The 15,571-nt window shown below is 41.4% G+C and carries 10 protein-coding genes; 8 read left to right on the forward strand and 2 right to left on the reverse strand.

The window, feature by feature from the left end:
• The first annotated feature begins 34 nt into the window (after positions 1–34).
• The 8 genes from GD631_RS14785 (at position 35) to GD631_RS14820 (ending at position 14,182) form a co-directional block, all read left to right on the forward strand.
• Positions 35–1,774, forward strand: a complete 1,740-nt coding sequence (locus tag GD631_RS14785) for a thrombospondin type 3 repeat-containing protein (RefSeq protein ID WP_143260107.1) — start codon at positions 35–37, stop codon at positions 1,772–1,774.
• Positions 1,775–1,776: 2 nt separating this feature from the next.
• A complete protein-coding gene (locus tag GD631_RS14790; protein ID WP_143260108.1) occupies positions 1,777–2,445 on the forward strand; it encodes a DUF3826 domain-containing protein in 669 nt (222 codons plus the stop codon).
• 205 nt (positions 2,446–2,650) lie between these two features.
• Positions 2,651–3,574, forward strand: a complete 924-nt coding sequence (locus GD631_RS14795; RefSeq protein ID WP_185911481.1) for a glycoside hydrolase family 43 protein — start codon at positions 2,651–2,653, stop codon at positions 3,572–3,574.
• Between the two features lie 31 nt (positions 3,575–3,605).
• Positions 3,606–6,926, forward strand: a complete 3,321-nt coding sequence (locus GD631_RS14800) for an MGH1-like glycoside hydrolase domain-containing protein (protein ID WP_143260109.1) — start codon at positions 3,606–3,608, stop codon at positions 6,924–6,926.
• A gap of 33 nt (positions 6,927–6,959) precedes the next feature.
• Positions 6,960–9,764, forward strand: coding sequence for a glycoside hydrolase family 78 protein (locus tag GD631_RS14805; protein ID WP_185911482.1), 2,805 nt, complete (start codon positions 6,960–6,962; stop codon positions 9,762–9,764).
• Between the two features lie 97 nt (positions 9,765–9,861).
• Positions 9,862–11,202 carry a glycoside hydrolase family 28 protein gene (locus GD631_RS14810; protein WP_143260110.1) on the forward strand — a complete coding sequence of 447 codons (1,341 nt, stop codon included), beginning with the start codon at positions 9,862–9,864 and terminating at the stop codon, positions 11,200–11,202.
• 6 nt (positions 11,203–11,208) lie between these two features.
• Positions 11,209–13,173 carry a 6-O-methylesterase gene (locus GD631_RS14815; protein WP_143260111.1) on the forward strand — a complete coding sequence of 655 codons (1,965 nt, stop codon included), beginning with the start codon at positions 11,209–11,211 and terminating at the stop codon, positions 13,171–13,173.
• Positions 13,174–13,375: 202 nt separating this feature from the next.
• The gene (locus tag GD631_RS14820) at positions 13,376–14,182 is read left to right on the forward strand and encodes a patatin-like phospholipase family protein (RefSeq protein WP_143260112.1); all 807 of its coding nucleotides are present in this window, start codon (positions 13,376–13,378) and stop codon (positions 14,180–14,182) included.
• On the opposite strand, the gene GD631_RS14825 is transcribed toward GD631_RS14820, so the two are convergent.
• Positions 14,142–15,245, reverse strand: coding sequence for a type II toxin-antitoxin system HipA family toxin (locus GD631_RS14825; protein ID WP_143260113.1), 1,104 nt, complete (start codon positions 15,243–15,245; stop codon positions 14,142–14,144). The genes GD631_RS14820 and GD631_RS14825 overlap by 41 nt on opposite strands.
• On the reverse strand, positions 15,229–15,555 hold the full coding sequence (locus GD631_RS14830) for a helix-turn-helix domain-containing protein (RefSeq protein WP_120143600.1): 327 nt from the start codon (positions 15,553–15,555) through the stop codon (positions 15,229–15,231). Before GD631_RS14830 ends, GD631_RS14825 begins: the two co-directional genes overlap by 17 nt.
• Positions 15,556–15,571 lie beyond the last annotated feature (16 nt).

Below are 15,571 nucleotides of genomic sequence, written 5' to 3' on the forward strand. Positions count from 1 at the left end.
TTTTGAATTAACAACTTCACAAAACCAAATAAAAATGAAGAAGAAACAGGTACTTTTAGCAGTTTTTGCTGCAACAATGTTGACTCCGACCGTTGCATGGGCGCAATACCCACAAATATCTGGCGAAGCCAAAGAAAACTATACAAAAATGATGACCGAAGAGCGGAAACGCTCTGATGAAGCATGGGCGAAGGCACTTCCAATAGTACAGAAAGAAGCGAAGGAAGGACGTCCATATATTCCTTGGGCTGGTCGTCCGTACGATTTGCCGCAGGCTGATATTCCTTCATTCCCAGGTGCTGAAGGTGGTGGTATGTACAGTTTTGGTGGTCGTGGAGGTAAAGTGATAACTGTCACAAATCTGAATGATCGTGGACCGGGTTCTTTCCGTGAAGCATGTGAAACTGGTGGTGCACGTATTATCGTATTTAATGTTGCTGGTATCATCCGTCTGGAATCTCCGATTATCGTCCGTGCTCCTTACGTAACTATTGCCGGACAAACAGCTCCAGGAGACGGTGTTTGTATTGCTGGAGAATCATTTTGGGTAGATACACATGATGTGGTGGTACGTCATATGCGTTTCCGTCGTGGAGAAACGAAAGTATGGCATCGTGATGACTCTTTTGGAGGTAACCCTGTTGGTAATATAATGATCGACCACTGCTCCTGTACATGGGGATTGGATGAAAACATTTCTTTCTATCGCCACATGTACGACCCGAGTGAAGGACAATATGAAAGCAAAGACTTGAAACTTCCTACTGTAAACGTAACTATTCAAAACACGATCTCGGCAAAAGCGTTGGATACATACAATCATGCATTTGGTAGTACGTTAGGTGGTGAGAACTGTGCGTTTGCCCGTAACCTTTGGGCTAGTAACTCCGGACGTAATCCTTCTATCGGTTGGAATGGCATATTCAATTTCGTTAATAATGTAGTATTCAATTGGGTGCACCGTTCTTCTGATGGTGGTGATTATACCGCTATGTTCAATATGATTAACAACTACTACAAACCGGGACCTGCTACTCCTAAGGATTCCAATGTAGGACATCGTATCTTGAAACCGGAAGCAGGACGTAGTAAGCTGGATCATAAAGAATATGGGCGAGTATATGCCGACGGAAATATAATGGAAGGCTATCCTGAAATAACTAAAGACAACTGGAATGGCGGTATTCAGATTGAAGACCAGCCGAATACTGACGGATATACTGAATACATGCGTAGCTATAAGCCATTCGAGATGCCGTATATCAATATCATGGGAGCCAATGATGCTTATGACTATGTATTGAAACATGTAGGTGCGAATATTCCTTGTCGTGATATTGTTGACGAACGTGTGATTGAAGAAGTTAGAACAGGTATTCCTTATTATGAAAAGAAACTTCCTAAAGATGCATACGGCGATCTTACCGGTTTGTCTCCTAAATCAATGGGTGAGGACGGGCAATTTAAATATCGTCGTTTACCGAAAGATTCTTATAAGCAGGGTATTATTACTGATATTCGCCAGATGGGTGGTTATCCTGAATATAAAGGTACTCCTTATGTAGATACAGACGGTGATGGTATGCCGGATGAATGGGAAATTGCTAATGGCTTGAATCCGAATGACCCGAGTGATGCCAATAAGGACTGTACTGGTGACGGATATACGAATATTGAAAAATACATCAACGGTATCAGCACAAAGCATAAAGTAGATTGGAGAGATATGAAGAACAACTACGATACATTGGCTGAAAAAGGAAAATTAATGTAATTATGAAAAAGATACTGATACTATCATTGCTTTTTATATCCGGTTGGATGTCTGTACAGGCAGTCGACTTAAATAAAGAGAATCGTGATCCTGAATATGTAAAGTCTATTGTCAGCCGATCACAAAAGATCGTCGATAAACTCGGACTTACAGATGCGAAAATAGCCGAAGACGTCCGCAATGTCATAGCCAATCGTTACTTCGAATTAAATGATATTTATGAGGTACGCGATGCGAAAGTCAAGAAAGTAAAAGAATCCGGGTTGACTGGTGAGGCTAAAAATGAAGCTTTGAAAGCTGCGGAAAATGAAAAAGATGCAGCACTATATCGTTCACATTTCGCTTTTCCTGCCGATTTATCTCTCTTTCTTGATGAAAAGCAAATAGAAGCTGTTAAGGATGGCATGACTTATGGAGTGGTAAAAGTGACTTATGACTCACATTTGGACATGATTCCTACTTTGAAAGAAGAAGAAAAAGCTCAAATCTATGCTTGGTTGATAGAGGCTCGTGAATTTGCGTTGGATGCAGAAAATTCGAATAAGAAACACGCAGCTTTCGGAAAATACAAAGGACGTATCAATAACTATCTGGCTAAACGTGGATATGACTTGAAGAAAGAACGTGAAGAATGGTACAAACGTGTAAAAGCCCGTGGAGGTTCTTTATAATTAAAAAATAAGATACTATAAAAAGAAGTGAAATTCTTTCCCATTGTAAATGGTTAGTTTGTTTGATGGTGGAAAGGGTGGCTCGGAGAGTCGCCCTTTTATCGTATATAAATTTTGAATCTAATGATTCTTCTAGTATATTTGAGTACAAATGGCGCTTTCCATCGTCTCCTTTGTATAAAAGATACAAATATAGAATATACAAATGAAAAAGTTAAGAAATACATTAGCCGCAATAAGTCTTCTGTTTCTGGCTTCTTGTGGGGGGAACAAAGACTACTATGTGTTCACTTCGTTTCATGAACCGGCTGATGAGGGTTTGAGATACTTATATAGTGAGGATGGAATGCATTGGGACAGTATTCCGGGAGTTTGGCTAAAACCGGAATTGGGACAGCATCAGCTTATGCGGGACCCCTCGATGGTACGTACTCCGGATGGAACCTACCATTTGGTTTGGACTACAAGTTGGAAAGGTGATTTAGGATTTGGTTACGCGCATTCCAAAGATTTGATCCATTGGTCGGAACAACAGATGATTCCTGTAATGGCAGACGAACCGACTACTGTAAATGTATGGGCTCCGGAAATTTTCTATGACGACGAGAACGATCAGTTTATGGTAGTATGGGCTTCCTGTGTCCCCGGACGTTTTGAAAAGGGGATAGAAGAAGAGAACAATAATCATCGTTTATACTATATCACGACAAAAGATTTTAAAACCGTTTCGAAAGCAAAACTTTTATACGATCCGGGATTCAGTTCCATTGATGCCGTTATCGTGAAACGGGCGAAGAATGACTATGTAATGGTACTCAAGGATAACACCCGTCCGGAACGTAATCTGAAAATCGCTTTTTCCGATTCTATGACCGGTCCTTATTCGCCCGCATCCCAGCCTTTCACTGAATCCTTTGTAGAAGGACCGTCTGTAGAGAAAGTGGGAGATGATTATCTAATCTACTTTGATGTATATAAGAGGAAAATATATGGCGCTATGCGTACGAAGGATTTCCGGAACTTTACAGATGTAACAGAAGAGGTAAGCATCCCTGTAGGGCATAAGCATGGAACCATATTTACGGCTCCGGAATCAGTCGTAAAAGCATTGCTGGAAGAAAAGAAATAAATCCGGAAACAATTTAAATCAGAAATAAATCATGAACAACTCTGCTAAAATTCTTTTTGTACTGGTTGCCGGTTGGTTGACTACTACAGCCTTTGCACAAGATAGAATTCATTATACAGGAAAAGAATTATCGAACCCGGCTTGTCACGACGGACAACTGTCTCCGGTAGTCGGAGTACATAACATTCAGTTGGTGCGTGCCAATCGTGAACATCCCGATGCTTCGAACGGTAATGGATGGACGTATAATCACCAGCCGATGCTGGCTTATTGGAATGGACAGTTTTTCTATCAGTACTTGGCAGATCCTTCTGACGAACACGTACCGCCTTCACAGACTTTTCTGATGACATCGAAGGATGGATATCGCTGGACAAATCCGGAAATTGTGTTTCCTCCTTATCAAGTTCCTGATGGATATACCAAAGAGTCTCGTCCGGGTGTGCAAGCCAAAGATCTGATTGCCATTATGCACCAGCGTGTCGGATTCTATGTTTCTAAATCCGGCAAGCTGATTACAATGGGAAATTACGGAGTTGCTTTGGATAAAAAAGATGATCCCAATGATGGAAACGGTATTGGCCGGGTGGTTCGTGAAATAAAGAAAGACGGTTCTTACGGACCGATCTATTTCATTTATTATAATCATGGATTTAATGAAAAGAATACTGATTATCCGTATTTTAAGAAAAGCAAGGATCGTGAGTTTGTGAAGGCTTGTCAGGAAATTCTCGACAATCCGTTGTATATGATGCAGTGGGTGGAAGAAGCCGACCGTGAAGATCCTATCCTCCCGCTGAAGAAAGGATACAAAGCATTCAATTGTTATACATTGTCGGACGGACGTATTGCCAGCCTTTGGAAACATGCGCTTACCTCTATCAGTGAGGATGGCGGACATACTTGGGCAGAACCTGTGCTTCGTGCAAAAGGTTTCGTCAATAGTAACGCGAAAATTTGGGGACAGCGTTTAAGTGATGGTACATACGCTACCGTATATAATCCGTCGGAATTCCGTTGGCCGTTGGCTATATCTTTGAGTAAAGATGGATTGGAATATACAACATTGAATCTGGTGCATGGTGAAATCACTCCCATGCGTTATGGAGGAAATTATAAATCATACGGTCCTCAATATCCACGTGGCATTCAGGAAGGCAATGGGGTACCTGCTGATGGTGATTTGTGGGTTTCTTACAGTGTGAACAAGGAAGATATGTGGATTTCCCGTATTCCTGTCCCGGTGGAAATAAATGCTTCAGCACATGCGGATGATGATTTCTCTAAAAATAAATCAATTGCGGAACTGACTGACTGGAATATTTATTCTCCGGTTTGGGCTCCTGTTTCTTTGGAAGGTCAATGGTTGAAGTTGCAGGATAAAGATCCGTTTGATTATGCCAAAGTAGAACGTAAAATTCCGGCTTCTAAAGAATTGAAGGTATCATTTGATTTGAAAGCCGGCCAAAATGATAAAGGTACACTCCAGATTGAATTTTTGGATGAGAATGGAATCGCCTGTTCTCGTATGGAACTTACTGATGATGGTATTTTCCGAATGAAAGGCGGCTCCCGGTTTGCAAATATGATGAAATATGAAGCAGGAAAGGTTTATCATGTAGAAGCAGTCCTTTCTACTGTTGATCGTAATATTCAAGTATATGTAGATGGCAAGAGAGTAGGGCTGCGTATGTTCTATGCGCCCGTGGCTGCTGTCGAACGAATCGTATTCCGTACTGGCGTACCTCGTACATTCCCGACTGTAGATACTCCTGCCGACCAGACTTATGATCTGCCGAATGCAGGTGCGCAAGATCCATTAGTTGAATATGGCATTGCCAATGTGAAAACTTCTTCTACAGATAAGGATTCGTCTTCTGTGTTTTTAAAGTATGCTGACTTCAGTCATTATGCAGACTATTTCAATAGTATGGAAGACGAAAATATTATTCAGGCAATTCCCAATGCAAAAGCTTCGGAATGGATGGAGGAAAATATTCCTTTGTTCGAGTGTCCGCAACATAACTTTGAAGAAATGTATTATTATCGTTGGTGGTCAATCCGTAAGCATATCAAAGAGACTCCTGTTGGATATGGCATGACCGAGTTTCTCGTTCAGCGTTCTTATTCTGATAAATATAATTTGATTGCTTGTGCAATTGGACATCACATTTATGAAAGCCGTTGGTTGCGTGATCCGAAATATTTAGATCAGATTATTCATACATGGTATCGTGGTAATGATGGCGGTCCGATGAAGAAAATGGATAAGTTCAGCTCATGGAATGCGGATGCTCTACTGGCTCGTTACATGGTAGATGGTGATAAGGACTATCTGTTGGATATGAAGAAAGATCTGGAAACCGAATATCAGCGTTGGGAACGTACGAACCGTTTGAAGAACGGATTGTATTGGCAGGGTGACGTACAGGATGGTATGGAAGAATCAATCAGTGGGGGACGGAAGAAGAAATATGCCCGGCCGACAATTAATAGTTATATGTATGGCAATGCCAAAGCACTTTCATACATGGGAATTCTTTCCGGTGATGAGGGGATGGCTATGAAATATGGCATGAGAGCAGATACTTTAAAAAATCTGGTAGAAAATGAATTGTGGAATACACGTCATCAGTTTTTTGAAACGATGCGTACGGACTCTTCTGCGAATGTGCGTGAAGCAATCGGATATATTCCCTGGTATTTCAACCTGCCGGATACTACCCAAAAGTATGAAATTGCCTGGAAAGAAATTATGGATGAAAAAGGCTTCTCTGCTCCTTATGGACTGACAACCGCAGAACGTCGTCATCCGGAATTCCGTACACGTGGAGTAGGCAAATGTGAGTGGGATGGTGCTATCTGGCCGTTTGCTTCCGCACAGACATTGACAGCAATGGCTAACTTTATGAATAATTATCCGCAGACTGTATTGTCTGACAGTGTATATTTCCATCAGATGGAATTATATGTGGAATCACAGTACCATCGTGGTCGCCCCTATATTGGTGAATATTTGGATGAGGTGACCGGCTATTGGCTGAAAGGAGATCAGGAACGTAGCCGTTATTATAACCATTCCACTTTCAACGACTTGATAATTACAGGGCTGATCGGACTTCGTCCGCGTTTGGATAATACTATTGAAGTGAATCCCTTAATACCTGCCGACAAGTGGGATTGGTTCTGCTTGGATAATGTATTATATCATGGTCATAATCTGACGATTCTTTGGGATAAGAATGGTGATCGTTATCATTGCGGAAAAGGATTACGCATTTTTGTAGATGGTAAGGAAGTAGGGCAGGCGGATACATTGACAAGAATCGTTTGTGAGGATGTTCTTGAATGATCATTTATTAAACAAATAAAGATATATGAAAAGATGAATTTTAGAAATTATTTTCTTTTAATATTGCTTTGTCTACCTTGTATTGTACAAGCGAAAAATATAACAATCACTCGTCTCACCTGTGAAATGCAGGAAGGGTTTGTTGTGGTTGAAGGTGCACCCCGTTTGGGATGGGTGATGGAGTCACCGGAAAATGGGACACGACAATCTGCCTATGAGATTGATATTCGGGAAGCTTTTACAGGGCGTTTAATTTGGAATAGCGGTAAAGTCAATTCTTCACAGAGTCAGTTGATTGCAACGGAAGGAGTGAATATAGCTTCTGATACTCCTTTCAATTATAGTTGGCGTGTTCGTGTTTGGGATGAAACGGATACACCTTCTGAATGGAGTCGTGAAGCAAAGTTCCGCGCTGTTTCCTCAAAGTATTCCGAAGGAAAATGGATTGGAGCTATTACCCGACAAAATGCTCATTTACCGGAAGGGCGTAAGTTCCACGGTGGAGAGTTGAAGAAACCGGAAGTGAAAGCGGCTTGGGAAGCAGTGGACACTTTGGCAAAGAAAAGTATTTGTTTGAGAAGAACATTCCGAGTAGGAGATGAGACAGAAGGGGGTACAAACCGTAAACCGGGCAAGAAAATTGTGGAGGCTACGGCATACGTTTGTGGCCTGGGATTCTATGAGTTTTCTTTGAATGGTAAAAAAATAGGTAACAGTGAGTTTGCTCCATTGTGGAGTGATTATGATAAAACTGTTTACTATAATACATACGATGTAACGGAACAATTGCGACGTGGTGAGAATGCCGTAGGAATCTTATTAGGAAATGGATTCTATAATGTGCAGGGGGGACGTTATCGCAAATTACAGATCAGCTTTGGGCCTCCCACACTTTTATTTGAGCTGGTCATTAACTACGAAGATGGAACATGTACAACGGTTTATTCTGATAATGACTGGAAATATGATTTTAGTCCGGTAACCTTCAATTGCATATATGGAGGGGAAGATTATGATGCGCGTCGTGAACAGCAAGGATGGAATCAGATTGGCTTTGATGACAGTCACTGGCGTCCGGTAGTCATACAGGAGGCTCCTAAAGGAGTACTTCGTCCACAGATGGCGGCTCCGGTGAAAATCATGGAACGGTATGATATTCAAAAAGTAACCAAACTAAATGCGGAACAAGTTGCATCAGCTTCTGTATCAACTAAGAGAACAGTCGACCCTTCTGCTTTTGTGTTGGATATGGGACAGAATCTGGCTGGCTTTCCGGAAATAACAATACGTGGTAGACGGGGGCAGAAAGTAACTTTGATTGTAGCTGAAGCATTGACAGAGGAAGGTGCTTGCAATCAGCGTCAGACAGGGCGTCAACACTATTACGAATACACTCTGAAAGGGGAAGGAGATGAAACCTGGCACCCTCGTTTCTCTTATTACGGTTTTAGATATGTTCAGGTAGAGGGTGCTGTCTTAAAAGGGCAGAAGAATCCGCATAAATTGCCTGTATTAAAGAATATTCAATCCTGTTTCGTATATAATTCGGCCAGGAAAGTTTCCACTTTCGAATCATCCAATCAGATATTTAATGCTGCCCATCGATTGATTGAGAAAGCGGTTCGCAGCAATATGCAGTCTGTGTTTACAGATTGTCCGCATCGTGAGAAACTTGGATGGCTGGAACAGGTACATCTGAATGGTCCGGGTTTGTTGTATAACTATGATTTGACAGCTTATGCTCCGCAGATTATGCAGAATATGGCAGATGCACAACATGCCAACGGAGCTATGCCGACAACTGCTCCGGAATATGTGATTTTTGAAGGTCCGGGGATGGATGCTTTTGCCGAATCTCCGGAGTGGGGTGGTTCTCTGGTTATTTTCCCTTTTATGTACTATGAGACTTATGGAGACGATTCATTGATTAAGAAGTATTATCCGAATATGCGTCGTTATGTGGATTATCTCAAGACTCGTGCAGATAAAGGTATTCTTTCTTTCGGATTGGGAGACTGGTATGATTACGGAGATTTTCGTGCGGGATTCTCACGGAATACACCGGTTCCATTGGTGGCTACTGCGCATTATTATATGACAGTCATGTATTTGGTACAAGCTGCGAAAATGCTAGGTAATGACTTTGACATTCGTTATTATACTTCGCTGGCACAGGATATAATGGCCGCATTTAATAAATGTTTTCTTCATAAGGATACGGCACAATATGGTACAGGAAGCCAATGCAGTAATGCACTTCCGCTATTCCTCCAAATGACGCAAGATGCAGAACTGAATGAGAAAGTATTTATGAATCTGATAAAAGATGTAGAAGCACATGGCAACCGTTTGACTACCGGTGATGTGGGAAACCGTTATCTGATTCAGACATTGGCGCGTAATGGAGAACATGAACTTATTTATAAGATGTTCAATCATGAAGAAGCTCCCGGATATGGTTTCCAGTTGAAATTCGGCGCTACAACTTTGACCGAGCAGTGGGACCCCCGTCAAGGTTCTTCCTGGAATCACTTTATGATGGGACAGATTGATGAATGGTTTTTTAATTCACTGGTCGGTATTCGTCCATCTACTACTCCCAAACAAGGTTATCAGAAGTTCATCATTGCTCCCCAACCTGTGGGAGATTTGAAATATGTCAAAGCGTCGTATGAAACTTTATACGGTACCATTACTGTGGACTGGACTTGTGAGAATGGGATTTTCACTTTAAACGTGTCTGTTCCAGTGAATACTACCGCTGTCGTTTACCTCCCGGGAGAAAAAGAACCGAAAGAGATACAGAGCGGAACATATCAATTGGTTTGTGCAAAATGAAAGAACCTTTTTGTATATATTTGTAGAATTAAAAAACAATGTATTAGCATGATTTTTTAGAAGGTAACAATGAAATTATACTTTAATAATATCGATTATGAATTTACGAACAACTCTTATCGTCTTTCTTTGCTTCTGTGCAACAACAGTTCTTCGTGCCGAGCGTGTAGATATGCTGAAGGCCGGTGCAAAAGCAAATGGTAAGGCTCTTAATACAAAGCTAATCAATTCAACGATTGACCGTCTGAACCGTGGTGGCGGAGGTACTCTTTTCTTTCCTGCCGGGACTTACCTGACGGGGAGTATCCATCTGAAAAGTAATATTACACTGGAGTTGGAAGCCGGAGCTACCTTGCTCTTTTCCGATAACTTTGATGACTATCTTCCTTTTGTCGAGGTTCGCCATGAAGGAGTGATGATGAAAAGTTTTCAGCCTTTGATCTATGCGGTAGATGCCGAGAATATTACGATCAAAGGAGAAGGAACTTTGGACGGACAAGGAAAGAAATGGTGGATGGAGTTCTTTCGTGTCATGATTGATTTGAAAGACAATGGCATGCGTGATGTGAATAAATATCAGCCGATGTGGGATGCAGCAAACGATACGACGGCGATTTATGCTGAAACGAACAAGGATTATGTAAGTACATTGCAACGTCGCTTTTTCCGTCCTCCGTTTATTCAGCCCGTTCGTTGTAAGAAAGTAAAGATTGAAGGAGTGAAAATCATAAATTCTCCCTTCTGGACGGTCAATCCGGAGTTTTGCGACAATGTAACCATAAAGGGGATCACCATAGATAATGCGCCCTCACCAAATACGGACGGAGTGAATCCGGAATCCTGCCGCAACGTACATATCAGCGACTGCCATATATCAGTAGGAGACGATTGCATCACAATCAAGTCGGGAAGAGATGCGCAGGCCCGTCGTTTGGGAGTACCTTGCGAGAATATCACTATCACCAACTGCACCATGCTTTCCGGTCATGGAGGCGTTGTTATCGGCAGCGAGATGAGTGGGAGTGTGCGTAAAGTTACTATTTCCAATTGCGTGTTTGACGGAACAGATCGTGGAATCCGTATTAAGTCGACCCGTGGAAGGGGAGGAGTCGTTGAAGATATTCGTGTCAGCAACGTCGTAATGAGCAACATTAAACAGGAAGCTGTTGTATTGAATTTGAAATACAGTAAAATGCCTGCCGAACCTAAGAGTGAACGCACTCCGATATTCCGTAACGTACATATCAGCGGAATGACTGTGACAAACGTAAAGACCCCGATCAAAATAGTGGGCTTGGAAGAAGCGTCGATATCTGACATCGTTTTGCGTGATATTCATATTCAAGGAGGGAAACAGAAATGTATCTTCGAAAATTGTGAACGTATCACGATGGATGACGTAATCATCAATGGTGAAAAAACAACTAGCATAAATTAAAAATAAATGAAACGAATCCTTTTTACTATGCTTCTTGCCGCATCTCTTTCGGCCGAAGCCCAGACGCAAACATACGAGACGGAATTTGCCCGTCCCTTGAATGAAGTACTGACGGATATACAGAACCGTTTCGGAGTCCGTTTGAAATATGACATTGATACGGTGGGAAAAGTGCTGCCTTATGCCGATTTCCGTATTCGTCCTTATTCCGTGGAAGAATCCTTGACGAATGTATTGGCACCTTTCGATTATAAATTTGTTAAGCAGAAAGGAAATATGTATAAGCTGAAAGCATACGAGTATCCACGTCGTACAGATGCAGACGGAGAGAAGATGCTGGCTTATCTGAATACACTTTATACAGACCGACAGTCTTTTCAACTTCGTGCCGATTCTCTGAAAAAAGAGGTACGTCAGCGTTTAGGTATCGATACTTTGTTGGCTCAATGTGTCAAAACCAAACCTATTCTTTCAAAGATACGTAAGTTTGATGGCTATACCGTGCAGAATTTCGCGCTTGAAACACTTCCCGGATTATACATTTGCGGTTCTATCTATACGCCCCAATCGAAAGGAAAACATGCGTTGATAATCTGCCCTAACGGACATTTTGGTGGCGGACGTTATCGGGAAGACCAACAACAACGTATGGGAACTTTGGCACGTATGGGAGCTGTTTGTGTAGACTATGATTTGTTCGGATGGGGAGAGTCGGCTTTGCAAGTAGGCAGTGCGGCACACCGTAGTAGTGCGGCACACACTATTCAGGCAATGAACGGCTTACTGATTCTTGACTACATGCTTGCTTCCCGTAAGGACATTGATACCAGCCGTATCGGTACGAATGGTGGTTCGGGTGGAGGTACCCATACTGTATTGTTGAGCGTATTGGATGATCGTTTCACCGCTTCAGCTCCGGTGGTGAGCCTGGCTTCTCACTTCGACGGTGGCTGTCCCTGTGAAAGCGGAATGCCTATTCAATTATCTGCAGGAGGAACCTGTAATGCGGAATTAGCCGCTACTTTTGCTCCTCGTCCGCAACTGATTGTATCGGATGGTGGCGACTGGACGGCCAGTGTTCCTACTCTTGAATTTCCTTATCTGCAACGAATCTATGGATTCTACCAGGCAAAAGATAAAGTAACGAATGTACATCTTCCCAAAGAGAAACATGACTTTGGTCCGAATAAGCGGAATGCTGTTTATGACTTCTTCGCAGAAGTATTCAAATTGGATAAAAAGATGTTGGATGAAAGCAAGGTCACCATTGAACCGGAATCCGTTATGTATAGTTTTGGCGAAAAAGGAGCTTTGCTTCCCGAAGGAGCCATCCGTTCATTTGACAAGGTAGCTGCTTATTTTGACAAGAAGGCTTTTGCTAATTTAAAATCAGATGCTTCTCTCGAAAAGAAAGCCATCGACTGGGTAGCTTCATTAAAGTTGGACGATGATAAAAAGGCAGGTTTTGCAGTAACTGCCATTTATAATCATCTTCGTAAAGTGCGTGACTGGCACAATGAACACCCTTATACAACAATCCCCGAAGGTATCAATCCTCTGACAGGCAAACCGCTTTCTAAACTCGACCGTGAAATGATTGCAGATTCCGCTATACCGAAAGAAGTGCATGAAAGGTTAATGAAAGATTTGCGCAGAGTATTGACGGAAGAACAGATTGAACAAATCCTGAATAAATACACGGTAGGTAAAGTTGCTTTTACCTTGAAAGGTTATCAGGCCATTGTGCCCAATATGACGGAAGAGGAAACGGCTTTCGTCTTGGAACAGTTGAAACTAGCTCGCGAACAGGCTATTGACTACAAGAATATGAAGCAGATATCTGCTATCTTCGAAATTTATAAAACCAAATGCGAACAGTATTTCAATGAGCATGGTCGAAACTGGCGTCAGATGTTCAAAGATTATGTGAATAAGCGAAACGCAGAAAAGAAAGCTCAAGAAAAGAAATAAAATGAGGGTAAACCCTTAACCTTCTACATAACCGGAAAATCTCCGGGATAATAAAAGAATATAATAGAGCTATGCTTTGCAACTGACAAAGCATAGCTTTATCATATCTAAAGCATAGCTTTAGCTCTCAAAAAACACTACTATAACTTATTTCTTCACGATTACTAAACATCTTTTTCGCAGGAAATGTGTTATTTTGTAGATGGCTAACAGAAATATATATGATATGGATAAGCAAAAAGTAGCATTAGTCCTTTCTATGGGGGGAGCACGTGGAATAGCACATATAGGAGTAATTGAAGAATTACTTCGTCACAACTTTGAGATTACTTCCATTGCAGGAAGTTCTATGGGAGCAATGGTAGGAGCAATGTATGCTTCAGGAAAAATGGAAGAATGTAAAGAATGGCTGTTTAGTTGGGACAAACGCAAGATGTGGGAATTGGCGGATCTTACCTTAAGCCGGGATGGATTAGTGAAAGGTGACCGTTTTATTAAAGAACTGAAACAAATTATTCCGGATATGAATATCGAAGACCTGCCTGTCCCTTATGTAGCGATGGCTACGGATATTGTCCGCGATCAGGAAGTCAGGTTTGACAGAGGGAGCTTACATGAAGCTATTCGTGCGTCTATTTCTATCCCTATGCTTTTCCGTCCATTAAGAAAAGACGGTATGGTATTGATTGATGGAGGTATTCTGAATCCTCTTCCATTGAGTCATGTGCAACGCACTGAAGGAGACATTCTGATAGCTGTCGATGTGAATGCACCCATTGAAACCGGAAAGAAAAAGAAAATATCTCCTTATAATCTGTTGACAGAATCTTCGAGAATGATGATGCAACAAATCACTCGTTACCAGATAGAACGTTGTCAGCCGGATATCTTAATTCAAATTTCCGGCGATACGTATGATATGTTGGAGTTCCATCACGCAGTTTCGATTGTGAAGACAGGAGCGGAAGTTACTCGAAACGTGTTGAAAGAATCTCTTGGCAATGATTAATCATGTGGTTGATGATCTCCATTCCTTTTCTTCGGGGTATACGGATACTTTCACCAACCGCCAACATATCTTCAATATCCGGATTTCCTTTGTTATTTGCTGAAGTAGCATGTTCACCGTGATACCCCTCTTTACAGAGAGTTAAATCATAAGCAGGTGCTAATGACCATTTTCCTTCGCGACAAATAAAACTGAAATTTTTGACATGGTCGTCTTTGTTATCTGTTAGTACATTAAATACCATGCGTTGGAACATTTCATCAACTTGTTGTGAATCTTGTGTCAAATATCCTGTTAAGTGTAGCAATACTTTGTAATCTAGTTTTGGATTTGATATTGATTCATTGAGTAACGCACCAGCAGTAGCAATGTGTAGTCGTTTTCCATTCTCTATATCAAAACGCTTGCTGGCAAAATATTTGCCATCTAATAACTTGTAGTCAGGAACATTTATTCCACATTTACGGGCTACTTCATTATATTTATATTCCATTCTCCCCATATCTTTCGGATCATATGTATGGCGGAATTTCACTAACCATGCACCTTCACAGTCATGCCACAAGCATTTAGGACGGCAGCCACCGGAATTACCACTATTGAAATATAAAATATCTTCGCCTTCTTCAGATTTTTCTGAAAGTACTTCCAGAGCCATATGTTGTAAGTTGTCCAAGTCAGGTAGAGATTTTTCTTCTCCAATATAAGATTCCGGCACGTAACTAAGTGCTCCCATTCCCGAAATTCCCACTATACTTAATCGCTGAATAGGTGTAAGCAAAGCATCATTTATACCTTGTTTTTTGAGTAAACGATTCAACAAATAACGACCATATCCATCAGGGAGACTATCCTCAAATATTCCAAAATTTCCCCAGAAAGGTTCTGGTTTGGCGATGAATAAACTAGATTCTAATGGTAAGTCTAATGGAGAGATAGAAAAGCCTGATATCAGCCATTTCTTATCATACTGGAAAGCGCAGCATCGGTTATCGTGTGTCATGGTAAGTTCTCCTATCTTTTGATCACGATAAAGTACTGATAACTTATTTACTAATTTCATTTCTTCCTCGTTTCCTGTTTTTATTTTTATTGATAACGTCCAATTCTTCCATTGTACTGTAAAGTGGTTCTGCAAGAAGTGCCTTTACGTCTTTGGAATATCCTAATGCTTTTGCTAATGCCACATAAGAGCTCAATGAAATAGAAAACTTCTGTTCAAACTTAGCTATAGTGGGAGAAGGAACGCCACTTAACTTGGATAAAGCATCTCTTGAAAGTCCTTTCTCCAATCGCCTCTTTTGTAAATTGCAGGCAAGTAACTGCAGAATATCTTCGGGCGTATCTATATCAAAGTTGTATAATAAAGACATATCATTGTATCTGATA

Origin of the sequence: Bacteroides luhongzhouii, assembly GCF_009193295.2 — a bacterium.
GTDB lineage: Bacteria > Bacteroidota > Bacteroidia > Bacteroidales > Bacteroidaceae > Bacteroides > Bacteroides luhongzhouii.